The following is a 25,616-nucleotide window of genomic DNA, read 5'->3' as shown; positions in this document are numbered from 1 at the left end:
ACCGGTTCAGCTTAAGAGGTTGTCGGCCCGCTCGTGCTCGACACCTCTGCCTTCGTCGAAGGCCTGCTGCTTGGCGCCGGACTGTTCACGTCCGTCGGCCCCAAGGACGCTTTCGTCATCAAGCGCTCGATCTCGAGCCCCCATCTGCTTTCCATCGCCCTCGTCTGCGCAGGCAGCGACGCGCTACTGATCGCGCTCGGCGCGCACGGGTTGTCGTCGTTGCTGTCGCGACATCCCGGCGTCGTATCGGCCGCGCTGTGGGCCGGCATCGCGTATCTCGCCGGCTATGGCCTGCTCGCGCTGCGCTCGGCGATCCAGCGACGACAGCCGGAGCACGTCGACGGTCCGCGCACGGGCAGCGAACCCACGCGCTCGCGCACCGTGCTCGCGACCGCCGCCGTCTCGCTGCTCAATCCGTATGCGTGGATCGACACCGTGCTGCTGCTCGGCACCGTGATCGTGAGCCACTCGCCGGCCGCACGCGCACCGTTTGCGATCGGCGCGATGACCGCTTCGCTCGCGTGGTTCCTGATGCTCACGTATGGCGCACGCGCATGCCGTGCATGGTTCGCCCGCACGCTCGCATGGCGTGTGCTCGATTGCTTCGTCGCGGCGATGATGCTCGGCTTCGCGGTGCGTTTCGCGATCGACGCACTACAGGCGTCAGCGGCTCGATAACGCGCGAAACACGTCGCGCGCACCGGCATGCAGCTCGAAGCCGATGCCCGGCGCCTGCGGCACGCGTGCGTATCCGGCGTCGACGCTTGCGCCATCGGCCAGTCCGCTGAACGGATGAAACGCGAACGGACTGACTTCCGCACCGCCGAGCCCGAGCGCCGCGACGACGTGCAGCGAGAACAGGTGGCCGCCATGCGGCCAGAACGCATCGCGCCGCCAGCCGCGCGATGCGAAGTGTTCGACGATCTGTAGATAGCCCGGCAGCCCGTAGCCATGCACCGGATCGAACACGAGCACGTCGCGCTCGGGGCGCAGGCCGCCGTAGCGGTCGAGCAGCTTCGCTTCCGCGAGCGAGAACAGCGCCTCGCCGGCCGCGATCGGCGGTGCGTAGCGCGTGGCGATGTCCGCCTGGAGCGGCAGGTCGAGTGGATCGCAGATGTCCTCGAACCACCAGAGATCGAACGGCGCGAGCATCGCGGCGGCCGCGCCGACGGTCGTCGCGTCGTACGTGTTCATCGCGTCGACCGCGAGGTGCGAACTGTCGGCCAATTGCGTGGCGGCCGCTTCGATGCGCCTGCGGTCCTGGTCGAAGTCCGCGCCGCCGATCTTGATCTTCGCGTGCGTGTAGCCGAGATCGGCGATACGTCGCATTTCGTCCGACAGACGTGCGAGATCGTCATGCGGATAACGGTAGCCGCCGCCCGCGTACACACGCACGCGTGGGGCGGCCGTGCGTTCAAGTCGGTCGGCGAGAAAGCGAGCGAGCGGCACATCGGCGATCTTCGCGGCAGCATCCCAGATCGCCATGTCGAGCGTGCCGACTGCGACACACCGTTCACCGTGTCCACCCGGCTTCTCGCCGGCCATCATCGCGCGCCATGCGCGGAACGGGTCGAGGTTCGTGCCGGCTTCGTCGGCGAGCGTATCGGCCGCGGCCAGCAGGCGCGGCGCGAACCGTTCGCGAATCAACCCGCCCTGCGCGAAACGGCCGATCGACGCGTAGCCGTAGCCCGTCACCGGGCGGCCATCACGCACGACGTCGGTGGTGACCGCGACGACACTCGTCGTCAGGCCGCCGGACGGGATCGCCGAATCGGCATAGCGGGACACGGGAATCGCTTGTTCGTGGATCGCGGTGATGCGCATGGTCGGGGTTCCGAAGGTGGCGGCCGAGGCGCTGGCGTACGAAATACGCGATGCGGCCGGCACGATGGGCGAACCGCTGCATCATAGGCGCTGTCGCTGCAGGCTGCAGGCGAGCACTACCGTGGCGGACGATCCCGCTGCAGCCGCTGCGTGATCGTGGAAAAGTCTGCCTGGATCACGGCGAAGATGAATGCAGTGGACATCCCGAACAGCAGCACGCCGCACGACGATTCAATCGCGCCGAGCATTCTCCAGTTCGCGGCGGGCACGATGCCCGACGCGCCGCGCGTCGACATCGTGTCGATCGAGAAGAACAGCGCATCGCTGAATGAACCGATCGCACCGACCTGCACGAAGGTCGCGCCCCACGCGATCGCCTCCAGCGTATGCAGCAGCCCGAGCGCGATGCAGATCAGCGCGATGATGCCCGTCACCTGGCGCAGTTGTTGGTGGATGTCGTCGCGGCGCACGTCGAGCGCTTCGCGAAGCCGGCGCGCGACGACCGCCAGGCCGACCATCGCCGCGGTGTGCACGAGGATCGTGGTCATGCCGAGCAGGATGCCGATCGTCCAGCTTTCCATGGGAGGCCTTTGGGGTCGGGGGCGGCAGCGGGGATGGACGGAAGATTAACACCGGCGCCGCGCAATGGCGCAGGCGAGTGGCAATGGGTATCCGGCGGCCGTACCGGGCGCGACGTCAGGCCATGCAATCGGCACGCTCAGCACTTCCGGCCCTTTCGGGAACGACGCTTGACGTGTGCGCCTGCTCGCCTCGGTGAAAGACACGCGGCCACACTCGGCGAGCTGTTTCCGAACCGGAACGCGTTCTATGGAGCCGGCATCATCTGAGTGCCCTCCCGGCTCCGGGAACCGGGAAGGGATCGAGCGACGAAGGGATGCGTGGAGCGAATCGACCGGCCCGCTCAGGCAAAGACGAAGTACTTGCGCACCGTTTCCACCACTTCCCACGTGCCTTTCATGCCGGGTTCGATCACGAACACGTCGCCGGCCTTCAGGTGCACCGCCTCCTCGCCTTCCGGCGTGATGATGCAGTAGCCGTCGAGGAAGTGGCAGTACTCCCATTTTTCGTAGTTCACCTCGAACTTGCCCGGCGTGCAGATCCAGGTGCCCATGATCTTGCTGCCGTCCTTCGAGAGGTAGGCGTTCAGGTTCACGGTGTGCGGATCGCCGCCGATGCGCTTCCACTTGGTCGCATCAAGGACGGGGGTCGGGCAGGTTTCGCGCAGAACGGTGATGAAATCGGACATGTCGGCTCCAGACTAACGATCGTATGAGAGGCCTGCCACGTTAGTTCGAAAGCGCCGTGGGGACTTGTATGCTTCCGACGCGGACTCGTCTATTTTCGACACGGGCCTGCGGGCGGGCAGTCCGCTTCGGCAGTTATTCAATTGTCCGGTTGAGGATCGGCATAGTGCCAAATGACCGTCCCCCACGCTGTGCGCTGCGGCCCGGGCATGGGCGCTCCGGCCTCGACATGAACCGAATCCTTCACCGCCGGGCTTTGCCAGTAACCGGTGCGCGGACAAGGCTCTCCGGGCAGCACCCGTAGCCTCGGTTGCGCGACAGGTTTGGGGAAGTAAGTTTCCTCCTCCGCCGGAATGCTGCCATCCTGGTAACGCTTGTCTTCCCACAACAGCCGCCAGCGCACCACCTGTTCGTCGTTGGACCCTTCCAGCAGGTACTTGTGGGCAACACTGCCTCTAAGGAAGTAGTTCGGACAGCCCACCTTGCCGGACGGTAACCATGGCTCCCAGATACCCTCGACTGGAATCTCCTGATCGCTGTAAATCTCGCCGCTTGCGGATTCGTTCTTGGGCGGACAGGGCGGAAGCGATGCGGGATAGGTGCGACCGGGTGGCCAATACCGCCAAGCCGGAAGGGGTGCATTTTCGAACATGGATTCATAGGTCCAGTGCTCGAAAACGCGGGTTCCGCCATCCTCACGTGTTCCGTATGCAAGCATCCCGATATAACCGAATCCGACCGAGCACTTGAGCGCCAGACAGCTCAACTCTTCAATCCACGCCCCTTCCGCATAGCCCGTTGCATATTCGAAATCCGAATATCTCGTATCCCTCACGCCAAGCGCGTGGAAAAACGGGTCGTATGTTCGACCGATCTCGTGCGCACTCCGCCCGAACAAAAGCTCGCCCCCCTTCTCGCTACCGGTGATGATCGCACCGTAAGCCGATCGCTTGTCGGCACCTTGCCGCAATGCCTCAATGCCTTGACCCATCCTCACCAACGCATTCAGGAAATCGCTGACATACGCAGCCTCCAATTCCGCCTGATTGGGGCTCGGCGTATCCAATTGCCTGGCGTACGCGTGAAGAAAATCCCTGAACAGATCAACTGCATGATCGAGGAACGTAACGCTTGTCCATTTCTTGAGCAGGTAAAACGCTTTGGCGCGCGCATCCAGCTCCTGCTCAGAGGTCATGGTCAGGGTATTCAGCATCGTGGGTTCTGTTTTTCCGTCAATTGTTTGCCAGCGTCGGCTACCGTTGCTTGATCGAGCGCCGGTGCGGGAGTAGAAATCTCAGGATTCGAGCGGGAGGCCAATGTAAATCGCCCACGCCAGTTCGATAAGTCTCTCCTCCACGTTACCTGCCTTGACTCCCGGAATGTCTTCGAGAAGCAGCAGGATGCAGTCAATGAGAGCTGCTCGCGAGAAGCCGGGGCCGAAGCCTTCGCGAACTGCCATAGCCAGATCGCGAATCTGTTCGATGGTACACGAACAGAAGAACATTTATCTCGCCCTCTGCACTCATTCCAACAGTCCACAGCAGGATCAAGAAATCTACAATTCCCTCATGAAGTTATGTGGCAACGAATTTCCCAACCTCTTCATAAGAGTACCTAAATAGACGTTACGTCGCCGCGAAGCAATAATATGCGAGTGAAATTTCTTACGGGAGATTGTTGCCGAAATCTTCAGGACTGCGGCATCCAGATCGCGAATCTGGACAATGGAGCAAAGAATAGTCGCTGGGGTGTTGGGCATCGTTCATGCAACACCTAACACGGCAGTTCCGGAGCCAATACAACAGATTGCACCAACGACGCAGCATACCTGCCTACTGCCATTCAGTTCGCCGGGGAAATGCATTGCTGACGGCTTAGGCTCTCATCCTAATTTTTTCCACATCACTATCTGCGAGGTCAAACCATTCACCATTTATCCGTTTGGTAGCAAACATATTGTGATAACGACGCTCTGCCTCATGGCAGTCATCGAACCATGCACAAAGTGGAATGGTATAGACGATAGGCAGATGAACACCGAAAGCCCTCATCCGTGCGGGCACATTTCGAGTCCGACCTACCTTATAGCCATAGGCTGACTTGAGGACGTAGACGACCCCTGCTCTTGGACCTGCTGTTGGCTCCCCGATGACCTCGATCGGAATCAGTTGCTCCGAGGGGATTTCACTGCACCCTATCGCCTTTCTCGGACCGGCAGGTCTGGTGACAACCGGCGCATGGTCACGAAGATCCATACCGCCAAACGCTTCGCTCCAAAGTTCGTGCAGTCCATAACCAGCAATTTTCGTCGAAGCGAAGCCAAAGCCCCCCTCCTTCCATTTTTTGCGACCGAATCCGGTGTCTACCCAAATCGCGGCATTGGAAGGTCTCCACTCGACCGTTCGTATTCCACCGCACCCTCCGGTCACGACGCCAAGCCATCTGAACAGTCCCATCTGCTCTGCTTCGTCGTAGGCGGCAATCGTAATTCCGTGGCCAATTCGAGGAGGTGATGACTGGTTCGCCAGTGCCTCCGGCAATACGAATTCCGTCGCTGGACGTGAATTCCCAGCGTCGAGGCTACAAGGCACGCGCCAATATTTCACCGGCGTGAGCATGCTCGCCTCCACACCGCTCATTTCTTTCTAGTCGTTTGCCGCTGCGAAAGCGCCGAACCGGCCGCACTCTTTGAAGCCGCGCTCGTTCGACCATCACGAAGTACTTGCGAAGCACTGGATGCGGCGCTTGATGATGTGACTTTCTTTGGGGCGGCCACCTGCGAGAGAGCACTACCCGCAGCAGTTTTAGAATTTTTACCAGTGGAGCCGTTCGAGAGAACTTGAGACGCACTGTGTGCAGCTTTCGGTCCCGTGACTTTACTTTTCATGCCAACCCCCGAGCATTGATCATTTGGAATTTAATACTGCCCACCCAGTATTGCACATTCCTTTGCAACCTCTCCGCCTCGTTTACCCGATACCGAATTCGAACGGCTCACAACCTAAGATCCCGCCGGAAGCTACGCAGCGATACAGGAGCGATTACTAGAAAAACTGTGACATATCCTATGAAGCTGAACCAACTTGAGCAAACAGATCCGAAGGTCGCTGGACAGGCGTGAAAAGCTCATCGTACAGCGCATCGGGCTGAACTTTGAATCGCAATCCGTCCGCAAGACGAGTCAACGCAGAAAGACCAACGATGCACAATCCGAACCGCTCTGTTTCTTCGATAAACGGCTCGATCTCCGCGTCTCCGTGCTTTGTGATGAGAACCCCGTTTACCTGAACGTTTCCGAGTCGCTGTGTGGCAAAGCCGTTCTTTATACGTAGCACACGCTGATGTAGCTTCGAAAGCTTCTCGGATGAGTTAGTGACGGCAGCCGCGCACTCGATCACTGCGACTCTTCGAGTCGGAGTCTCACAGTAAATATCGGGCGCTTCCTGCAAGTGAGATACCTCGCCAAGATACATACAGTCGAATCCGAGCTCTTCCAAGACGAGTGCCAAAACCCGCTCGAACGAGTGACCACGAGATTCGCGCGACAGCAGTTCTTCACGAAGCTTCGTAAGATCCTTGTCGAATTGCGCAAGAAATGCCGAACGCTGACTTGGCAACCGAGTCGGGTCACCGATCCACCAACGTGAAACATGATGCCCTGCGTAGCTTAGAAAGACTTGGCATACCGCAGCATCACCAATGTCTTGCTCGACGCGAGCGAAAATCAGGCCATCATCCTGGGCGGTCCAACGGAGCTTAGCCCCGTCTATCGACAACCGCATAGCTCTCTGTGTTTCTGGAGCGAACTTTACGCCGATCTTGAGCAAGGATGGATCAATACGGGGGCTAGCCACGATCTTGGCCGATAGCTTGCTGTCGCTGATCAACGAATCTCCCAGGACGGTCTCGGCCGGTCTCTCGAGCAGTATTTCTATGGCCGCATCCGTACGTTGCACAACAGTGATAGGTAGCAGATGCTCATTCAACAAGTCGGCCATGCCGTCGTACGGAGTGTCGAGAGATCGCACCCGATGTTCAAAGTCTCCAAGCAATCGCTGATCCAAAGTTGGCGATCGGCCGGTTGACAACATCAGCGCGGGCGACCTTGCCTGACTTGGTTGAACTTGAGGGTGATTGTCCGCAAAAAAAGTCGCGCTCAACGAATTCCCGTCAGCCTGTGGAAGCACGTAGAACTGGCCGCCGATCTCGATCTCCCCCGCACGAAGGATTCGATCAAGGTCGAAATTTGTACTCGACAAATCGATTGACAATCGCCCTACAGTAACCTCGTCCAGTTCCACAACGGAAGGCTCGAGCAACGTCGGCCGAACCGTCTCGTAGACGTATCGAACTATCGCCCAATGAAGCCGCTTTGTGCCTGCATCCTCGATAGTCAAGTACGACACAATGACGTGCTGCGCGGCACTCGTCCAATGCTCAGCTAGGGCACGAAATCGATCAATTTCGGATTGCGCGTATGTCGATATTTGGATTGGGACGCTAGTTAACATCATCGCCCGCCACTCATGGCTATAGGTCGTACGATCATACGCCGAATCCTGAAGCTGGCCCCTTCAATGTGGACCACCGGACGTCGTACGGGCGATGCCACCGCTCCAGCATCGAGCCATGCCAGTTTCGATGCCACAGCCCCAAACCTCCCCCTTGCCATCCCCACCCGAACCCCTGTAGAATTGCGCGTTCTGCGGGCGTCGTATAATGGCCATTACCTCAGCTTCCCAAGCTGATGACGTGGGTTCGATTCCCATCGCCCGCTCCACTTTCCGGCTGCATCGCAGCCTGCGCATGAGCCGCCTCGTCGAAGGCGGCTTTTTTGTACCATGTGCCGGTTCACCCGGCGCACTGCTGCGCGCAACGGGCCCTCGCCCGCAACCGAGCCTTTCTCTGTCACCGATGATGCACGACGATCCGAACGAAGCCGGCCTGCCGCCGCACGACGACGCCATTCCCGATGAAGCCGCCGAAGGCGCCGACGCAGTCAATCCGCTGCACCACCGCCGCATCCGCAGCTTCGTGACGCGCGCCGGCCGCGTGTCGACCGGCCAGCGCCGCGCGATGGACGAACTCGGCCCGCGCTTCGTGGTGCCGTATGCGCCGGAAGTGCCCGACTGGAATGCCGTGTTCGGCCGCAGCGCACCGCGCATCCTCGAGATCGGCTTCGGCATGGGCGCATCGACCGCGGAAATCGCCGCGAACCGCCCCGGCGACGACTTCCTCGGCGTCGAGGTGCACGAGCCGGGCGTCGGCGCGCTGCTGAAGCTGATCGGCGAACAGGGTCTGGCGAACATCCGCATCATCCAGCACGACGCGGTCGAAGTGCTCGAGCACATGCTCGCGCCGGAAAGCCTCGACGGCGTCCACATCTTCTTCCCCGACCCGTGGCACAAGGCGCGCCACCACAAGCGCCGGCTGATCCAGCCGCCGCTCGTCGCGCATCTCGCGTCGCGCCTGAAGCCCGGTGCGTACATTCACTGCGCGACCGACTGGCAGAACTACGCGGAACAGATGCTCGACGTGCTCGGCGCGGAGCCGACGCTCGAAAACACGGCCGCCGACTACGCGCCGCGCCCCGACTACCGCCCGGTGACGAAGTTCGAACGGCGCGGGCTGCGGCTCGGCCACGGCGTGTGGGACCTGGTGTTCCGCAAGCGCGCAGGCTGAGCCCGCCCGCCGAGGCGGCGCACGCCGCCCCGCTCCGGACAAGAAAAAGCCCGACCGGCCTATGCCGATCGGGCTTTTTTCATGCGAGGTGCGCCGGCCTTCGTGTTCGCGTCACGCCCAGTTCAGCCAGCCGCTGTACCCGACCAGCAGCACGAACAGCCCGAACGCGATCCGGTACCACGCGAACACCGTGAAATCGTGCGTCGCGACGTAGCGCAGCAGCCAGCGAACGCACACGAACGCGCTGACGAATGCCGCGACGAGCCCGAGCGCGAACAGGCCGAGCGAATCGACGGTGAACGCCTGCCAGTCCTTGACGGTTTCATAGAGCGTCGCGCCGAAGATGATCGGGATCGCGAGGAAGAACGAGAATTCGGTGGCGACCCGCCGGTCGAGGCCGAACAGCATCCCGCCGATGATCGTCGAGCCCGAGCGCGACATGCCGGGAATCAGCGCAAAACACTGCGCGATGCCGACCTTCAGCGCATCGAGCGGCGTCAGCGCATCGACCGACACCACGCGCGGCGGCTCGCTGCGTTCGCGCTGCCGTGCCTCGGCCCACAGGATGATCGCGCCGCCCACGACGAGCGCGAACGCGACGGGGACCGGCGAGAACAGCACGGCCTTGATCTTCTTCTCGAACAGGAGGCCGAGCGCGATCGCGGGAATCGTCGCGATCACGACGTTCAGCGTGAAGCGCCGCGCGTCGGGCCGGCTCGGGAGCCCGGACACGATGGACGCGATCCGCTGCCGGTATTCCCAGCACACCGCGAGAATCGCGCCGAACTGGATCACGACGTCGAATGTCTTCGCGTGCGAATCGTTGAAATTCAGGAAGCTGCCCGCGACGATCAGGTGACCGGTGCTCGACACCGGCAGGAATTCCGTCAGCCCCTCGACGACGCCGAGGATCAAAGCCTTGCAGATCAGGATCCAGTCCATCCGTGGCCCAACTCCGAAATGGTCGAATGAATGGGCCACTCTTCCACGCGCGGCCCCCCTCCGGCCGAGCGCGGTGCGTCGTCATTTTTCGACGATTGCCACGCGTATGCCGTTTGTAAGAATCGTAATTGTACCGGGTTCGTAGTTCACCCCGGCAAATTGCAGTTGTTCGGGCTTGAACGTGTAGATCGGATAGTTGGTCAGCAATTGCGTCGCGAGCAGGCCGGCGGCCGCGCCGACCTGCTGCGCGTACATCTGCGCATCGCCGTCGAGCGCGAGGCTGTCGACGGCCGGCGACCTCAGCACGACCGAGCGGCTCGGCGCGTCGTAAGCCAGCTGGCCCGACACGGTGAACTTGCCGCTGACGGGCGCGCGCAGGAACGGGCTCACGAAGTGCGCGTCGAGCTGCACGGCCACGCGGTTCTGGTCGGGCAGCAGGTTGACGGCCGGGTTTGCGAGCGATACGTCGACGACCTGCGCGACCGTCTTCTGGTACGGGAACTTGCGCGCGACGGCTTTCTGCACGTCACCGCGCGAGAACGTGTAGTGATCGGGGATGAACGGGAACGTCGACGCGCACGCGGCAAGCGAGAGCGTCACGCCGATGGCGCCGACGGTTGCGGCGAGAAAACGGCGCCGGCCGGGCGCGCAAGATGCGGTCATGCTGAACACTCTCCTGGTTGCGACGGCCGCGTCGCGGCCTCGAGACGCGTGAGCCACGCGAGCGCGTCGTCGCGCGACGCGCCGCACATGTCCGCGGCCGGCTGCAGCCCGGAACAGCACGCGGGCCGCTCGGGGCGGCCGAAGATCCGGCAGCGCAGGTCGTCGCCGAGCTGCACGCAGCGCACGCCGGCCGGCTTGCCGTCGGGCATGCCCGGAATCGGGCTGGAAATCGACGGCGCGATGCAGCACGCGCCGCAGCCCTCGCGGCACGCATGCGGCGGCGGGACGGCTGACGCCGGGCGGACAGGCAACTCGACGGACACTCGGCTCTCTCGAACGAACAACAAAAAACGGTGCGGCAACCGGACGCGGTGCCGGCAGCCCCACCCCGCATTGTGCCATCGCCGGCTGCGACGTTATTACACAATGCAGCCGAATCGCGCGTTTATATACTCGAAAGCATCTAAAAAAGCGCGAGACCATCATGCGTTCCGGTTCTGCCGACACATTGTTCCGTCCCGATTTGCTCGCGAAATACGGCGCGAACGGGCCGCGCTATACGTCGTACCCCACCGCGCTGCAGTTCCGCGACGATTTCGACCCGGCCGACTATGCGCGCGCGGCAAGCGACCCCGGCGCGTCGTCGAGCGAACTGTCGCTGTACTTCCACATCCCGTTCTGCAACACCGCGTGCTTCTACTGCGGCTGCAACAAGATCGCGACCAACAACCGCCGCCGCGCGCGCCCGTATCTCGACCAGCTCAAGCGCGAGATGGCGCTGCAGGCCGCATTGTTCGATCCCGCGCGCCCGGTCACGCAGTTGCATTGGGGCGGCGGCACGCCCACCTTCCTGTCCGGCGACGAAACAGCCGAGCTGATGGCGGCCACCCGCGAGCACTTCATGCTCGCGCCGGATGCCGACGCCGAATTCTCGATCGAGATCGACCCGCGCACGGTCACGCCCGCGACGCTCGTCCACCTGCGCAACATCGGCTTCAACCGGCTGAGCCTCGGCGTGCAGGATTTCGATCCGGTCGTGCAGCAGGCGATCAACCGCATCCAGCCGCTGGCGATGACGGCCGACCTGCTCTCCGCCGCGCGCACGACGGGCTTTCACTCGGTGAGCGTCGACCTGATCTACGGGCTGCCGCACCAGACCGTGCCCGTGTTCGCGCGCACGCTGGAAACGATCATCGAACTCGCACCCGACCGGCTGTCGGTGTTCGGCTACGCGCACATGCCGCACCTGTTCAAGATGCAGCGGCAGATCGACGACGCGACGCTGCCGCCGCCGGAAACGCGCATCGCGCTGCTCGGCCTCGCGATCGACATGCTGACGTCGGCCGGCTACGTGTACATCGGGATGGACCACTTCGCGCGGCCGTCCGACGAGCTCGTGCGGGCGCAGAAGAACGGCACGCTGCAGCGCAATTTCCAGGGCTACAGCACGCGCGCGGATACCGATCTCGTCGGGTTCGGCGTGTCGTCGATCGGCAAGGTCGGCGACGTCTACGCGCAGAACGCGAAGGACCTGCCCGCCTATGGCGCCGCGCTCGACGCGGGCCGGCTGCCGATCGCGCGCGGCGTGCGGCTCACGCCCGACGACCGGCTGCGCCGCGACGTGATCACGCAGCTGATGTGCAACCTCGACCTGCCGTTCTCGCACGTCGAGGCCGCGCACGGCATCCGCTTCGCCGATCATTTCGCGCGCGAACTCGACGCGCTGCGCCCGTTCGAGCGCGACGGGCTGCTGACGATCGCGGCCGACCGCCTGACGATCCATCCGGCCGGCCGGATGGTCGTGCGCAACATCGCGATGGCATTCGACGCGTATCTCGGCCAGACGCCGCAGCAGCGCTACTCGCGCACGGTCTGAGCCCGACGGGCCCGGCCGGCCGCACGCGGCCGGCCGGTTTGATACAGTGTGGGGCTTACGCCCCGCCAGATTCCGCACGATGCGCACCACCAAAGCGACCCACGCGGTCGAACGCCTGAAGACCCGCTCCGGCAACCCGCAATTCGCGGCCGTCGCGATGGCGGGCGGCCTGTTCTATCTCGTCGACCGCTCCGGCGGCACCGCCGAGAAGCGCTGCGAGCCGCTGCCGCTCGACGAGTTCGTCAAGTTCGTCGACGAATTCGGCCCCAAAAAACCGCGCAAGGCGAGCAAGCTCGACCTCGCGTTCGAGGCGCAGATCAAGAAGAGCAAGGGGTAAAGGTCTGTTGCAGGCCGCCTGAAGGCTTCGCGGCCGCCCCGTTTGGTACAATCACGAAGTTTCTCTATCCCCGCTGATGGCCGACGAGGCTGCGTGACCACACCATGAATATCGAAAACGCGCGTTTCAACATGATCGAACAACAGATCCGGCCGTGGGACGTGCTGGATCTCGACGTCCTGGGCCTGCTGTCGATCGTCAAGCGTGAAAACTACGTTCCGGCCGAATACCGCGATCTCGCGTTCGCCGACCTCGAACTGCCGCTGCCCGGCGGCAACAGCAAGATGCTGTTCCCGCGCGTCGAAGCGCGCGTGCTGCAGGAGCTGACGGTCAAGAAGCACGAGAACGTGCTCGTGATCGGCGCCGGCTCGGGCTATCTCGCCGCACTGTTCGCGCACCGCGCGCAGCACGTGACGGCCGTAGAGATCGACCCGACCAACGCGAAGTTCGCGGAAGACAACCTGCGCAACGACGGCGTGACCAACGCGGAAGTCGTGCTCGGCGACGGTTCGCGCGGCTGGGCCGGCAAGGCGCCGTATGACGTGATCTGCGTCGCGGGCGGCCTGCCCGTCGTGCCGCAGGAAATGCTCGAACAGCTGAAGGTCGGCGGCCGCCTCGCGGCATTCGTCGGCGGCCGTCCGGTGATGAAGGCGCAGATCATCACGCGCATCGACGACAAGCAGTACCGCGTCGCCGACGTGTTCGAAACGTACATCGACCACCTCGTCAACGCGATCGAGCCGTCGCGCTTCAAGTTCTGAGCGGCGGAGCCACCATGCAGATCCTGACGGCCGCGATGCTCGCGGAATGGCTCGGCGACAAGGCGCGCCCCGCGCCGGTCGTGCTCGACGTGCGCGAACCGTGGGAAATCGCGACCGCGCATATCGCCGGCAGCGTGTCGATCCCGATGCAGCAGATTCCCGCGCGCAGCGAAGAGCTCGACGACGAAGCGGAAATCGTCTGCGTGTGCCATCACGGGATGCGCAGCGCGCAGGTCGCGATGTTCCTCGAATCGCGCGGCTTCACGAAGCTGTACAACCTGCAAGGCGGGATCGACGCGTGGTCGCGCGACATCGATCCGTCCGTACCGCGTTACTGATCCTGCCCGCGGCGCATCACGCGCCGCCTCGCCGATCGGCACCCTGCCGACGGTCGTACTGATCCCCCGAACGGGCACGCATCGCGTGCCCGTTTCTCTTTTCCGCTCCGGTTAATCATCTCAACGACGCTGCGCCGCGCCCGCACCCTGCCCGCGTGGTGCGAAGTCATGGTGCACGACGATTCCCGCACCGCGTGCAGGTGCAGGCACCGGAACGGGGAGCCCCGACCGTGCACCATTTGCGCCCGTGAACCTGCACCGCGACGGACCGCGCATGCTGCACGACGCGTCATGCGCACCGTCCCGACGCCCCGCACCGTCCCGCGCAGGCACGCCGGACGTGCATCCGCACGACTGGCACATGCCTTGCGTTACTCGTTGGCCGACGCCTTCAAGGCGCACGCATATCCAACACGACAAGGGGATCCCGATGAAACGTCGCAGTCTGTTGAAGTTCGGTTCGATGGCCGGCGCACTCGCGCTCGCGGGCAAGAGCCCGTTCGTACACGCGGCTGACGCGGGCACCGGCCCGATCAAGGTCGGCATCCTGCACTCGCTGTCGGGCACGATGGCGATCTCGGAGACGTCGCTGAAGGACACCGCATTGATGACGATCGCCGACATCAACAAGAGCGGCGGCGTGATGGGCCGCAAGCTCGAGCCCGTGGTGGTCGATCCCGCGTCGAACTGGCCGCTGTTCGCGGAGAAGGCGCGCCAGCTGCTCACGCAGGACAAGGTCGCGTGCGTGTTCGGCTGCTGGACGTCGGTGTCGCGCAAGTCGGTGCTGCCGGTGTTCGAGGAACTGAACGGCCTCCTCTACTACCCGGTGCAGTACGAAGGCGAGGAAATGTCGCGCAACGTGTTCTATACGGGCGCCGCGCCGAACCAGCAGGCGATCCCGGCCGTCGAGTACCTGATGGGCGCGGAAGGCGGCGGCGCGAAGCGCTTCTTCCTGCTCGGCACCGACTACGTGTATCCGCGCACGACCAACAAGATCCTGCGCGCGTTCCTGAAATCGAAGGGCGTGAAGGACGCCGATATTCAGGAGGTCTACACGCCGTTCGGCCATAGCGACTATCAGACCATCGTCGCGAACATCAAGAACTTCTCGCAAGGCGGCAAGACGACCGTGATCTCGACGATCAACGGCGACTCGAACGTACCGTTCTACAAGGAGCTCGGCAACCAGGGGATCAAGGCGACCGACGTGCCGGTCGTCGCGTTCTCGGTCGGCGAGGAAGAGCTGCGCGGGATCGACACGAAGCCGCTCGTCGGCCACCTCGCCGCGTGGAACTACTTCATGTCGGTGAAGAATCCGACCAACACGAAGTTCAAGGACCAGTTCGCCGCGTGGGTGAAGGCGAACAACCTGCCGGGCGGCGCGAAGCGTGTGACCAACGACCCGATGGAAGCGACCTACGTCGGCATCCACATGTGGAAGCAGGCCGTCGAGAAGGCGAAGAGCACCGACGTCGACAAGGTGCGCGTCGCGATGATCGGCCAGACGGTGGCCGCACCGTCGGGCTTCACGCTCGCGATGGACGGCAACCATCACCTGCACAAGCCGGTGATGATCGGCGAAATTCGCGGCGACGGGCAGTTCAACGTGGTGTGGAAGACCAAGACCGCGGTACGCGCGCAACCGTGGAGCCCGTTCATCGCGGGCAACCAGGGCAAGCCGGACATCGTCACGTCGATCCCGGCGTTCCTGCGCCGGCAGCGCGCGGCGCTCGCCTGATGCAGGGCGGCACGTCGCGCTTCACACGCGACGTGCCGCTCGCACGCCGACGCCGAACCCGATGCGCCGGCCGCGCTTGCCGTGATGAACCGCACGCGCCCGCGCGTCGCCGCCCGCATCCGCTTCCCCACGCCCGACAGGATTTCCCGATGCCTACACGCTTTCGCCGAGCCGCCGCCGCGATCGTCGCGTGCGCTGCCCTCGCGGGCGGGTTGCCGCGCGCCGCGTTCGCGCTGACGGCCACCGATACCGCCGCGCTCGCCGGCGACGACTTCGACGCGAAGACGGCCGCGATCGAACGGCTCGCCGCCGACTCCGATCCGCGCGCCGTCGCGCTGCTCAACGCGCTGTCGACCGGCGACGCGCTCGCCACCGGCGACGGCCGCCTGCTGATCCAGACCGGCGACACCGCGCACGATGCGCTCACGCAGGCCGCGACGCCGGCCGGCGACGCGCAGCCCGTGATGCTGAACAACCTGTTGCGCACGAAGATCGCGGGCGCGCTGTCGGGGCTCGCGCTCGCGTCGCCCGACGTCGCCGCACGCCGTGACGCGATCGATGCGTTGCTGAAATCGCCCGACCCGGCACTCAAGCCGATGATCGACCGCGCGCGTGCGAAGGAAACCGATCCCGCGCTGAAGCGCCGCCTCGATGCGTTGTGGGCGATTGCCGCGCTGCACGATGCCGATCCGGCGAAGCGCCTCGAAGCCGTGCAGGTGGTGGCCGCGCGCCAGGACCTCGACATGATCGAGCAGTTGCGCCCGCTCGTCGCGAAGAACGCCGACGGCAGCTACGCGGAGCCCGACGCGCGCGTGCGCGACGCTGCGCAGCAGGGTCTCGACACGCTGCACGCGTTGCAGCGCCGCGGCGAGATCGTCGGCACGCTGTTCGCGGGCCTGTCGCTCGGCAGCGTGCTGCTGCTCGCCGCGCTCGGCCTCGCGATCACGTACGGGCTGATCGGCGTGATCAACATGGCGCACGGCGAATTCCTGATGATCGGTGCGTACGCAACCTATGTCGTGCAGACGCTGATCCAGCGCTACGCGCCCAGCGCGTTCGACTGGTATCCGCTCGTCGCGGTGCCGGTGTCGTTCGTGACGGCCGCGCTCGTCGGCATCGTGCTCGAACGGCTCGTGCTGCGACACCTGTACGGCCGCCCGCTCGAGACGCTGCTCGCCACCTTCGGCGTGAGCCTGATCCTGATCCAGGCAACGCGGATGCTGTTCGGCGCGCAGAACGTGCAGGTCGTGAACCCGTCGTGGATGAGCGGCGGCGTGACCGTGATGCAGAACCTGATCCTGCCGTACAACCGGCTCGCGATCCTCGCCTTCGCGCTCGCAGTCGTATTCGTCGCATGGGCCGTGCTGACGAAGACGCGGCTCGGCCTGTTCGTGCACGCGGTCACGCAGAACCGCCGGATGGCCGCGTGCGTCGGCGTGAAAACCGCGCGCGTCGACGCGTATGCATTCGCGTTCGGCGCGGGCATCGCGGGCCTCGGCGGTTGCGCGCTGTCGCAGATCGGCAACGTGGGCCCCGACCTCGGCCAGAACTACATCATCGATTCGTTCATGGCCGTCGTGCTCGGCGGGGTCGGGCAGATCGCCGGCACCGTGCTCGGCGGCTTCGGGCTCGGCCTCGCGAGCAAGGCGATCGAGCCGTTCTGGGGCGCCGTGCTCGCGAAGATCGCGGTGCTCGTGATGATCGTGCTGTTCATCCAGAAACGTCCGCAGGGCATGTTCGCCCCGAAGGGCCGCAGTGCGGAGGCTTGACGTGACTTCATTCACCCATTCCCTGTCGAACCCGGCCGCCGATGCGCCGAAGCCCGCTGCCGCCGCCCGCGCGGAAGAGCGCTTCGCGCTCGGCCTGCCGCCCCGCCCCGCGCTGCTGTCGCGGCGCGCGTGGCTCGCGCTGATCGCGCTGTGCCTCGCGATCGGCATCGGCGTGCCGCTCGCCGCGCTCGTCGCGCCCGAGTCGAGCGCGTTCCATCTGTCCGCGTACGCGATGACGCTCACCGGCAAGCTGATGTGCTACGCGATCGCCGCGCTCGCGCTCGATCTCGTGTGGGGCTACTGCGGGATCCTGAGCCTCGGCCACGGGCTGTTCTTCGCGCTCGGCGGCTATGCGATCGGCATGTACCTGATGCGCGAGATCGGCCGCGACGGCAAGTACGGCAGCGACCTGCCCGACTTCATGGTGTTCCTCGACTGGCACCAGTTGCCGTGGTACTGGAGCGGCACGCAGCATCTCGCGTGGGCGCTCGCGCTCGTCGTGCTCGTGCCGGCCGTGCTCGCGTGGGTGTTCGGCTTCTTCACGTTCCGCTCGCGCGTGAAGGGCGTGTACCTGTCGATCATCACGCAGGCCATGACGTTCGCCGCGATGCTGCTGTTCTATCGCAACGAGACGGGCTTCGGCGGCAACAACGGCTTCACCGATTTCAAGCGCATCGCCGGCTTCGCGATCACGTCGCCCGGCACGCGCACGGTGCTGTTGCTGCTGACGTTCGCGACGCTCGTGCTCGCGTTCATCGCCGCGCGCGCGATCGTCACGAGCAAGCTCGGGCGCGTCGTCACCGCGGTGCGCGACGGCGAGACGCGGCTGATGTTCCTCGGCTACAGCCCGCTCGCGTACAAGCTGTTCGTGTGGACCGTGTCGGCCGTGCTGTGCGGCATCGCGGGCGCGCTGTACGTGCCGCAGGTCGGCATCATCAACCCCGGCGAGATGTCGCCCGGCAACTCGATCGAGATGGCGATCTGGGTCGCGGTGGGCGGGCGCGGCACGCTGATCGGGCCGATCGTCGGCGCGTTCGCGGTGAACGGCGCGAAGAGCCTGTTTACCGCGTACTTCGCCGAATACTGGCTGTTCTTCCTCGGCCTGATCTTCGTGCTCGTGCCGCTCTTGCTGCCGCGCGGGATCATGGGCCTCGTCGAAACCGTGCTCGCGAAGGGGAAACGCGCATGAACGGAACGGCCCTCTATCAGTTCACGCCGCCGCCGCCCGAAGACGAGCTGCTTGCTGTCAGCGGCACCGCGTCGATGGGGCGCGTGGTGCCGCCCGGCATCGACACGTCGCACGGCACGATCCTCTACCTCGAGGATATCGAGGTGAGCTTCGACGGCTTCCGCGCGCTGAAGAAGCTGTCGCTTGCGATCGACGCGGGCGAGCTGCGCTGCGTGATCGGCCCGAACGGTGCGGGCAAGACGACGATGATGGACGTGATCACCGGCAAGACACGTCCCGACGCGGGCAAGGTGTTTCTCGGCCAGACGATCGACCTCGCGCGGATGAACGAGCCCGAGATCGCACGCGCGGGCATCGGCCGCAAGTTCCAGAAGCCGACCGTGTTCGAACAACATCCGGTGTGGGAGAACCTCGAGCTCGCGATGCAGACCGACAAGGGCTGGCTCGCGTCGCTGCGTGCAAAGCTTGATCGCACTGCGCAGACGAAGATCGAGGAGACGCTCGCGCTGATCGGCCTCGAAAGCCAGGCCTTTCGCGCGGCCGGCGAGCTGTCGCACGGGCAGAAGCAGCGGCTCGAGATCGGCATGCTGCTGATGCAGCGCCCCGCGCTGCTGCTGCTCGACGAGCCGGCGGCCGGGATGACCGACCACGAGACGATGGAACTCGCCGAACTGCTGAACACGCTGCGCGGCACCTGCTCGATGATGGTCGTCGAGCACGACATGGAATTCGTCGCGGCACTCGCGGGCGACACGGGCCGCGTGACGGTGATGGCCGAAGGCGCGGTGCTCGCGCAAGGCACGCTCGACCAGGTCAAGCGCGACGACGCGGTGATCGAGTCTTACCTTGGACGATGATGCGATGCTGAAGATCGATGCACTGAACCAGTACTACGGCGGCAGCCATATCCTGCGCAACGTGAACCTCGCCGCCGAGGACGGCAAGCTCACCGTGCTGCTCGGCCGCAACGGCGTCGGCAAGAGCACGCTGCTGCGCTGCCTGATGGGCGTCGTCGCCGCGAAGAGCGGCAGCGTGTCGTGGCGCGGCACGGCGCTCGGCGCGATGCCGCCGTATGCGCGCGTCGCGGCCGGGCTCGCCTACGTGCCGCAGGGCCGCGATATCTTTCCGCGGCTCACGGTCGAGGAAAACCTGCTCGTCGGCGCGGCGAGCCGCAAGGCGCCGTCGAAAGTGCCCGACCGCATCTACGACCTGTTCCCGGTGCTGAAGGACATGCGCGCGCGACGCGGCGGCGACCTGTCGGGCGGCCAGCAGCAGCAGCTCGCGATCGGCCGCGCGCTGATGAGCGAGCCGCAGCTGCTGATCCTCGACGAGCCGACCGAAGGTATCCAGCCGTCGATCATCCAGGACATCGGCCGCACGCTGCGCCAGCTCGTCGACGAATCGAAGATGACCGTGCTGCTCGTCGAACAGTATTACGAATTCGCCCAATCGATCGCCGACCGCTACTGGGTGATGAGCCGCGGCGAGATCGTAGCGGGCGGCGACGCGCACGAGATGGAAGCGAACGGCGTGCGTGAGCTGATCGCGGTGTAGCCGGGAAGGTGGCTCGGCGCGGCGTCGCCCCCGGCCATCGATTCGGCGCCTCGTCGAACGGCACATGTCGGGCGCGCGCCGGCGAAGCGGCACGGCGCGGGACCGGCGTTGCCAAGCGCTGCAACGCGGGTACCGAAGCGTATATTGTTGCGGTAGCATCCTCGTTCCCCGCGCCCGTCCCCTGCTTCCCGCCGATGTCCGCCCCCGATTCCCATGCCCCGCTGTCCCGCCCCGCCGTCGCCAAGTCGTGGCGCGGCCGCCTCGAACTCGGCTTCGAGCGGCACGGCGCGCGCACGACGCTCGCGCACCGGCTGCACGACGGCCCGTTGCGCGTGCAGCGGCCGCTGTATCCGGAAGGCGACGCGATCTGCCACGCGGTGATCGTCCACCCGCCCGGCGGCGTCGCGGGCGGCGACCGGCTCGACATCGACATCGCGCTCGGCGACGGCACGCACGCGGTGCTGACGACACCCGGCGCGACCAAGTGGTACAAGTCGAACGGACTGGACGCGACGCAGCGCATCGGCATCACGGTCGGCGAACACGCGAAACTCGACTGGCTGCCGCAGAACAACCTGTTCTTCGACGCGGCGCATGCTTCGCTCGATTTCACGGTCAAGCTCGGCGCGGGCGCCAGCGCGATCGGCTGGGACGCGACGCAGCTCGGCCGGCAAGCGGCCGGCGAAACCTGGTCGGCGGGCCGCATCGCGTCGACGTCGGCGCTCGTCGCTGCCGACGGCCCGCCGCTGTGGACCGAACGCGCGCTGCTCGATGCGCACGACCCGCTGCGCGGCGCGCTGCAGGGTCTGGCCGGCTTTCCGGCGTACGGCACGCTGTGGGCCGCCGGCGCCGCGTGCGACGCGGCGCTCGCCGAGTCGCTCGCCGCGCGGATGCCGTTCGATGCCACGCTGCGCGCCGGCGCGACCTGCGTGACGCCGGGCGTCGTACTGGTTCGCGCGCTGTCGACGTCGATGGAAGCGCTGCAACGGCACTTCACCGACTGCTGGCTGCACCTACGGCCGATCGTGCACGGCGTCGACGCACGGCCGCTGCGCCTCTGGCAAACCTGAGCACGGCACACCACGCACCGTTTCGGCGCAGCGCCGCAGTCGGTGCTGCACGCTGCGCATGCATCGCGCACCACGAGCGCGCATCGCACTGCGTCTGATGCACATGGCACGCGCCTTGCTCCTTACATAACCGATACACGACGCACGCAAAACAGCGCGGTGCTACGATGAACCGCGCGTTCGCCCCATTGCGCGCGCACCGATAAAAATTACGTTTTCCTGAACGTTTGCCTTCATGAAACTGACTCCCCGCGAGAAGGACAAGCTGCTGATCTTCACGGCGGCGCTGCTGGCCGAGCGCCGTCGCGCACGCGGCCTGAAGCTCAACTATCCGGAGGCGGTCGCCTTCATCACCGCCGCGCTGATGGAAGCCGCGCGCGACGGCAAGACGGTCGCCGAGGTGATGCACTACGGCACGACGCTGCTCACGCGCGACGACGTGATGGACGGCGTGCCGGAGATGATTCCGGACATCCAGGTCGAGGCGACCTTCCCCGACGGCACGAAGCTCGTGACCGTCCATCACCCGATTCCGTGAGGCCCCGCATGATCCCCGGCGAAATCCTCACCGACGACGGCGAACACGAACTGAACGCGGGCCGCGCGACGCTGACGCTCGTCGTCGCGAACACCGGCGACCGCCCGGTGCAGGTCGGCTCGCACTACCACTTCTTCGAAGTCAACGACGCATTGTCGTTCGATCGCGCGGCCGCGCGCGGCTTTCGCCTGAACATCGCGGCCGGCACCGCGGTGCGCTTCGAGCCGGGCCAGACGCGCACCGTCGAGCTGGTGGCGCTCGCGGGCGATCGCGCCGTCTACGGTTTTCAGGGCAAGGTGATGGGGCCGCTGTAAGCCGCGCCCCGCTCTTCAGGAACAGCACCATGACACTACGCTTGAGCCGCCGCGCGTACGCGGAAATGTTCGGGCCGACGACGGGCGACCGCGTCCGGCTCGCCGATACCGAATTGCTGATCGAGATCGAACGCGATTTCACGACCTACGGCGAGGAAGTGAAATTCGGCGGCGGGAAAGTGATCCGCGACGGGATGGGCCAGTCGCAGCGCGTGGCCGCCGACGTGCCCGACACGATCATCACGAACGCGGTGATCCTCGATCACTGGGGCATCGTGAAGGCCGACATCGCGATCAAGCACGGCCGCATCGCCGCGATCGGCAAGGCCGGCAACCCGGACATCCAGCCGGGCGTGACGATCGCGATCGGCGCCGCGACCGAAGTGATCGCCGGCGAAGGGCTGATCGTGACGGCCGGCGGCATCGACACGCACATCCACTTCATCAGCCCGCAGCAGATCGACGAGGCGCTCGCCTCGGGCGTCACGACGATGCTCGGCGGCGGCACGGGGCCGGCCACCGGCACCAACGCGACGACCTGCACGCCGGGCCCGTGGCACATGGAGCGGATGCTGCAGGCCGCCGACGGCTGGCCGATCAACCTCGGCTTTCTCGGCAAGGGCAATGCGAGCCTGCCGCAGCCGCTCGTCGAGCAGATCGCGGCCGGCGCGATCGGCTTGAAGCTGCACGAGGACTGGGGCACGACGCCCGCGGCGATCGACAACTGCCTGTCCGTCGCCGACGACACCGATACGCAGGTCGCGATCCACACCGACACGCTGAACGAAGGCGGCTTCGTCGAATCGACGGTCGCCGCGTTCAAGGGCCGCACGATCCACACGTACCACACCGAAGGCGCGGGCGGCGGCCATGCGCCCGACATCCTGAAGGTGTGCGGCGAGTCGAACGTGCTGCCGTCGTCGACCAACCCGACACGCCCGTACACGATCAACACGCTCGACGAGCATCTCGACATGCTGATGGTGTGCCATCACCTCGATCCGTCGATCGCCGAGGACCTCGCGTTCGCCGAATCGCGGATCCGCCGCGAGACGATCGCGGCCGAGGACATCCTGCACGATCTCGGCGCGCTGTCGATGCTATCGTCCGATTCGCAGGCGATGGGCCGCGTCGGCGAGGTGATCATCCGCACCTGGCAGACCGCGCACAAGATGAAGGTGCAGCGCGGCGCGTTACCGGAAGACAGCACGCGCAACGACAACTTCCGCGCGAAGCGCTACGTCGCGAAGTACACAATCAACCCGGCGCTCACGCACGGCATCGCGCACGAAGTCGGCTCGATCGAGCCGGGCAAGTGGGCCGACCTCGTGCTGTGGGAGCCGGCGTTCTTCGGGATCAAGCCGTCGATGATCCTGAAGGGCGGGATGATCGCGATGGCGCAGATGGGCGACCCGAACGCATCGATTCCGACGCCGCAGCCGGTCCACTATCGCGAGATGTTCGCCACCCGCGGCGGCGCGCTCGCGCGCACGTCGCTGACCTTCGTGTCGCAGATGGCCGCCGATGCGGGCATCGCGGAACGCTACGGGCTCGCGAAGCGGATCGTGCCGGTGCGCAACTGCCGCAACGTGACGAAGGCCGACATGATCCACAACGCGTGGCGCCCGTCGATCAGCGTCGACCCCGAAACCTACGACGTGATCGCCGACGGCCAGTTGCTCACCTGCGAGCCGGCCACGGTGCTGCCGATGGCGCAGCGCTATTTCCTGTTCTGACCTGATTGCCGGTTTTCGATTCATGCGCACCCTCGACAAACGCATTGCCCCGAACGTGAAACTCGCCGCGTCGCTCGTCGCGCGCGCGCCGACGCTCACGCTCGCCTACGACGCCCGCTGCAAGAGCCGCCTCGCGGCGACACTCGACACCGGCGAGGACGTCGCGGTCCTGCTGCCGCGCGGCACGATCCTGCGCGACGGCGACGTGCTCGTCGCCGACGACGGCGCGCTCGTGCGTATCGCCGCGGCGCCGGAGACCGTGCTGCGCGTGCGCGCGGCCGACCCGCTCACCCTGATGCGCGCCGCGTATCACCTCGGCAACCGTCACACGCCGGTCGAGATCGGCGACGGCTACCTGAAGCTCGAAGCCGACCCGGTGCTCGCAGACATGCTGCGCCGGCTCGGCACGCAGGTCGAGGAGACCCTTGCACCGTTCCAGCCGGAAGCCGGCGCGTACGGCGGCGGCCACAAGCACGGGCACGACGCGACGTTCGCCGAGGATTACGCGCTCGCGCAGCAGGTGTTCGGCGAGCATCACGGCCACGCGCATTCGCATTCGCACGACCACGACCACGACCATCAGCAAGGTCCCGGATGCGCGCACGGCCACGGCCATGACCACCACTGAACTCGTCGCGCTGCTGCACCTTGCATCGCCGGCGCTGCCGATCGGCGCGTTCAGCTATTCGCAGGGGCTCGAAGCGGCGCTCGACGCGAACCTGATCCACGACGCGGATACCGCGCGCGACTGGATCGCGAGCGGCCTGACCGACGTGCTCGCGCACGGCGAGCTGCCATTCCTCGCGCACCAGCTCGCGCGCTGGCACGCGCACGACGCGCCGGCGCTCGTCGCCGAGAATGCGTGGTTCATCGCGAGCCGCGAATCGGCGGAACTGCGCCGCGAGACCGAACAGATGGGCTGGTCGCTCGCGCAGCTCTGCGCGTCGCTCGAATGGGGTGATGCCGGGCGCCGCGCGACGCTCGCGGCGATCACACCGATCGCGCTGCCCACCGCATTCGCGTACGCGGCCGCCGCGCACGACGCGAGCGCTGATGCGGTGCTCGCCGCGTACGCATTCGGCTGGGTCGAGAACCAGACGTCCGCCGCGCTGAAGGCCGTGCCGCTCGGCCAGCTCGCCGGGCAACGCATCATCGTCGCGCTGCGCGGCGCGATCGACGCGGCCGTCCGCCGCGCGCTCGCGACGCCGCCCGACGCCGTCAACACGTTCGCGCCGCAGCTCGGCATCCTGTCCGCGCGGCACGAAACCCAGTACTCGCGGTTGTTCCGCTCCTGAATCCGACGCTACCCGCCATGAACGCACCTGCTCCCTCCTCCGCCCGCCGCACGAAGAAACTGCCGCCGCTGCGCGTCGGCATCGGCGGCCCCGTCGGCTCCGGCAAGACCACGCTGCTCGAAATGCTGTGCAAGGCGATGCGCGACAAATACGACCTCGTCGCGATCACCAACGACATCTATACGAAGGAAGACCAGCGGCTGCTGACGGTCGCGGGCGCGCTGCCCGAAGAACGCATCATGGGCGTCGAGACGGGCGGCTGCCCGCACACGGCGATCCGCGAGGATGCGTCGATCAACCTCGAGGCCGTCGACCGGATGCTGTCGCGCTTCCCCGACGCCGACATCGTGTTCATCGAATCCGGCGGCGACAACCTCGCGGCGACCTTCAGCCCCGAGTTGTCGGACCTGACGATCTACGTGATCGACGTCGCGGGCGGCGAGAAGATTCCGCGCAAGGGCGGCCCCGGCATCACGAAGTCCGACCTGCTCGTGATCAACAAGACGGATCTCGCGCCGCTGGTCGGCGCGAACCTCGACGTGATGGCGTCCGACACGAAGAAGATGCGCGGCGAGCGGCCTTACGTGATGACGAACCTGAAGGCGCTCGAAGGCGTCGCGGACGTGATCGCGTTCATCGAGAAGAAGGGATTGCTGACGGTCTGAGCGACGCGGCGGCATCATCCGGTGCCGCCACGCCTGCTCGTGGCGGCATGGCGCCGCCTT

At 65.5% G+C, this 25,616-nt stretch carries 28 protein-coding genes and 1 tRNA gene; 19 read left to right on the top strand and 10 right to left on the bottom strand.

Annotation, left to right across the window (positions count from 1 at the left end):
• The first annotated feature begins 33 nt into the window (after positions 1-33).
• On the top strand, positions 34-678 hold the full coding sequence (locus CFB82_RS04915; protein ID WP_069247343.1) for a LysE/ArgO family amino acid transporter: 645 nt from the start codon (positions 34-36) through the stop codon (positions 676-678).
• Here CFB82_RS04915 and CFB82_RS04910 read toward each other — a convergent pair.
• The 7 genes from CFB82_RS04910 to CFB82_RS04875 form a co-directional block, all read right to left on the bottom strand.
• Positions 664-1,824, bottom strand: coding sequence for a mandelate racemase/muconate lactonizing enzyme family protein (locus tag CFB82_RS04910; RefSeq protein ID WP_069247342.1), 1,161 nt, complete (start codon positions 1,822-1,824; stop codon positions 664-666). The two genes, CFB82_RS04915 and CFB82_RS04910, sit on opposite strands and share 15 nt — an antisense overlap.
• A 116-nt stretch (positions 1,825-1,940) precedes the next feature.
• Complete coding sequence (locus CFB82_RS04905; protein WP_069247341.1) at positions 1,941-2,405, bottom strand: ion channel; 465 nt, start codon at positions 2,403-2,405, stop codon at positions 1,941-1,943.
• A gap of 341 nt (positions 2,406-2,746) precedes the next feature.
• On the bottom strand, positions 2,747-3,091 hold the full coding sequence (locus CFB82_RS04900; protein WP_006752094.1) for a cupin domain-containing protein: 345 nt from the start codon (positions 3,089-3,091) through the stop codon (positions 2,747-2,749).
• A gap of 137 nt (positions 3,092-3,228) precedes the next feature.
• Complete coding sequence (locus CFB82_RS04895; RefSeq protein ID WP_069247340.1) at positions 3,229-4,302, bottom strand: Imm72 family immunity protein; 1,074 nt, start codon at positions 4,300-4,302, stop codon at positions 3,229-3,231.
• An 81-nt stretch (positions 4,303-4,383) separates the two neighbouring features.
• Positions 4,384-4,593: a hypothetical protein gene (locus CFB82_RS04890; protein ID WP_069247339.1), complete on the bottom strand. Its 210-nt coding sequence runs from the start codon at positions 4,591-4,593 to the stop codon at positions 4,384-4,386.
• Positions 4,594-4,963: 370 nt separating this feature from the next.
• Complete coding sequence (locus tag CFB82_RS04885) at positions 4,964-5,707, bottom strand: GIY-YIG nuclease family protein (RefSeq protein WP_179255375.1); 744 nt, start codon at positions 5,705-5,707, stop codon at positions 4,964-4,966.
• 447 nt (positions 5,708-6,154) lie between these two features.
• Positions 6,155-7,390 (bottom strand): hypothetical protein, encoded by a 1,236-nt coding sequence (locus CFB82_RS04875; RefSeq protein WP_143750874.1) that lies wholly within the window; start codon positions 7,388-7,390, stop codon positions 6,155-6,157.
• Positions 7,391-7,794: 404 nt separating this feature from the next.
• On the opposite strand from CFB82_RS04875, the gene CFB82_RS04870 reads away from it, so the two are divergent.
• Positions 7,795-7,869: transfer RNA gene (locus tag CFB82_RS04870), tRNA-Gly, on the top strand.
• Between the two features lie 134 nt (positions 7,870-8,003).
• Positions 8,004-8,771, top strand: a complete 768-nt coding sequence (trmB, locus tag CFB82_RS04865) for a tRNA (guanosine(46)-N7)-methyltransferase TrmB (RefSeq protein ID WP_069247337.1) — start codon at positions 8,004-8,006, stop codon at positions 8,769-8,771.
• Positions 8,772-8,882: 111 nt separating this feature from the next.
• Here the strand turns inward: trmB and CFB82_RS04860 are convergent, their stop codons facing one another.
• From CFB82_RS04860 to CFB82_RS04850, 3 genes are all read right to left on the bottom strand, one after another.
• Entirely contained in the window at positions 8,883-9,713 is an 831-nt protein-coding gene (locus CFB82_RS04860) for an undecaprenyl-diphosphate phosphatase (protein ID WP_046545097.1), read from the bottom strand.
• An 81-nt stretch (positions 9,714-9,794) separates the two neighbouring features.
• Positions 9,795-10,376: a DUF1439 domain-containing protein gene (locus CFB82_RS04855; protein ID WP_046545096.1), complete on the bottom strand. Its 582-nt coding sequence runs from the start codon at positions 10,374-10,376 to the stop codon at positions 9,795-9,797.
• Positions 10,373-10,687: a YkgJ family cysteine cluster protein gene (locus tag CFB82_RS04850; protein ID WP_069249234.1), complete on the bottom strand. Its 315-nt coding sequence runs from the start codon at positions 10,685-10,687 to the stop codon at positions 10,373-10,375. The genes CFB82_RS04855 and CFB82_RS04850 overlap by 4 nt, the downstream gene beginning before the upstream one ends.
• Before the next feature lie 173 nt (positions 10,688-10,860).
• On the opposite strand from CFB82_RS04850, the gene hemN reads away from it, so the two are divergent.
• The 16 genes from hemN to ureG all read left to right on the top strand — a co-directional run bounded on the left by hemN (position 10,861) and on the right by ureG (position 25,556).
• Positions 10,861-12,252 (top strand): oxygen-independent coproporphyrinogen III oxidase, encoded by a 1,392-nt coding sequence (gene hemN / locus CFB82_RS04845; protein ID WP_069247336.1) that lies wholly within the window; start codon positions 10,861-10,863, stop codon positions 12,250-12,252.
• Positions 12,253-12,331: 79 nt separating this feature from the next.
• Positions 12,332-12,589, top strand: a complete 258-nt coding sequence (locus CFB82_RS04840) for a hypothetical protein (protein ID WP_006488573.1) — start codon at positions 12,332-12,334, stop codon at positions 12,587-12,589.
• A gap of 104 nt (positions 12,590-12,693) precedes the next feature.
• Positions 12,694-13,350 carry a protein-L-isoaspartate O-methyltransferase family protein gene (locus CFB82_RS04835; RefSeq protein WP_069247335.1) on the top strand — a complete coding sequence of 219 codons (657 nt, stop codon included), beginning with the start codon at positions 12,694-12,696 and terminating at the stop codon, positions 13,348-13,350.
• A 14-nt stretch (positions 13,351-13,364) separates the two neighbouring features.
• Positions 13,365-13,688 (top strand): rhodanese-like domain-containing protein, encoded by a 324-nt coding sequence (locus CFB82_RS04830; RefSeq protein ID WP_069247334.1) that lies wholly within the window; start codon positions 13,365-13,367, stop codon positions 13,686-13,688.
• 430 nt (positions 13,689-14,118) lie between these two features.
• The gene (urtA, locus tag CFB82_RS04825; RefSeq protein ID WP_069247333.1) at positions 14,119-15,426 is read left to right on the top strand and encodes an urea ABC transporter substrate-binding protein; all 1,308 of its coding nucleotides are present in this window, start codon (positions 14,119-14,121) and stop codon (positions 15,424-15,426) included.
• A 149-nt stretch (positions 15,427-15,575) separates the two neighbouring features.
• The gene (gene urtB / locus CFB82_RS04820; RefSeq protein ID WP_089483546.1) at positions 15,576-17,195 is read left to right on the top strand and encodes an urea ABC transporter permease subunit UrtB; all 1,620 of its coding nucleotides are present in this window, start codon (positions 15,576-15,578) and stop codon (positions 17,193-17,195) included.
• 1 nt (position 17,196) lies between these two features.
• The gene (urtC, locus tag CFB82_RS04815) at positions 17,197-18,384 is read left to right on the top strand and encodes an urea ABC transporter permease subunit UrtC (protein ID WP_069247332.1); all 1,188 of its coding nucleotides are present in this window, start codon (positions 17,197-17,199) and stop codon (positions 18,382-18,384) included.
• A complete protein-coding gene (gene urtD / locus CFB82_RS04810) occupies positions 18,381-19,241 on the top strand; it encodes an urea ABC transporter ATP-binding protein UrtD (protein WP_069247331.1) in 861 nt (286 codons plus the stop codon). Before urtC ends, urtD begins: the two co-directional genes overlap by 4 nt.
• Before the next feature lie 4 nt (positions 19,242-19,245).
• Positions 19,246-19,938, top strand: coding sequence for an urea ABC transporter ATP-binding subunit UrtE (gene urtE, locus CFB82_RS04805; RefSeq protein WP_069249232.1), 693 nt, complete (start codon positions 19,246-19,248; stop codon positions 19,936-19,938).
• 194 nt (positions 19,939-20,132) lie between these two features.
• A complete protein-coding gene (locus CFB82_RS04800) occupies positions 20,133-21,008 on the top strand; it encodes an urease accessory protein UreD (RefSeq protein ID WP_069247330.1) in 876 nt (291 codons plus the stop codon).
• Positions 21,009-21,243: 235 nt separating this feature from the next.
• Complete coding sequence (gene ureA / locus CFB82_RS04795) at positions 21,244-21,546, top strand: urease subunit gamma (protein ID WP_006406310.1); 303 nt, start codon at positions 21,244-21,246, stop codon at positions 21,544-21,546.
• Positions 21,547-21,554: 8 nt separating this feature from the next.
• A complete protein-coding gene (locus CFB82_RS04790) occupies positions 21,555-21,860 on the top strand; it encodes an urease subunit beta (RefSeq protein WP_046545089.1) in 306 nt (101 codons plus the stop codon).
• A 29-nt stretch (positions 21,861-21,889) separates the two neighbouring features.
• On the top strand, positions 21,890-23,596 hold the full coding sequence (gene ureC / locus CFB82_RS04785; RefSeq protein ID WP_069247329.1) for an urease subunit alpha: 1,707 nt from the start codon (positions 21,890-21,892) through the stop codon (positions 23,594-23,596).
• A gap of 22 nt (positions 23,597-23,618) precedes the next feature.
• Positions 23,619-24,224 (top strand): urease accessory protein UreE, encoded by a 606-nt coding sequence (ureE, locus tag CFB82_RS04780; RefSeq protein WP_089483545.1) that lies wholly within the window; start codon positions 23,619-23,621, stop codon positions 24,222-24,224.
• Complete coding sequence (locus CFB82_RS04775; protein ID WP_069247327.1) at positions 24,211-24,891, top strand: urease accessory protein UreF; 681 nt, start codon at positions 24,211-24,213, stop codon at positions 24,889-24,891. The genes ureE and CFB82_RS04775 overlap by 14 nt, the downstream gene beginning before the upstream one ends.
• A gap of 17 nt (positions 24,892-24,908) precedes the next feature.
• Positions 24,909-25,556, top strand: coding sequence for an urease accessory protein UreG (ureG, locus tag CFB82_RS04770; protein ID WP_046196649.1), 648 nt, complete (start codon positions 24,909-24,911; stop codon positions 25,554-25,556).
• Positions 25,557-25,616 lie beyond the last annotated feature (60 nt).

The sequence above is a fragment of the Burkholderia sp. HI2714 genome (genome assembly GCF_002223085.1).
GTDB classification, from domain to species: domain Bacteria; phylum Pseudomonadota; class Gammaproteobacteria; order Burkholderiales; family Burkholderiaceae; genus Burkholderia; species Burkholderia lata_D.
This window is presented reverse-complemented; position numbering and strand designations above follow the sequence as displayed.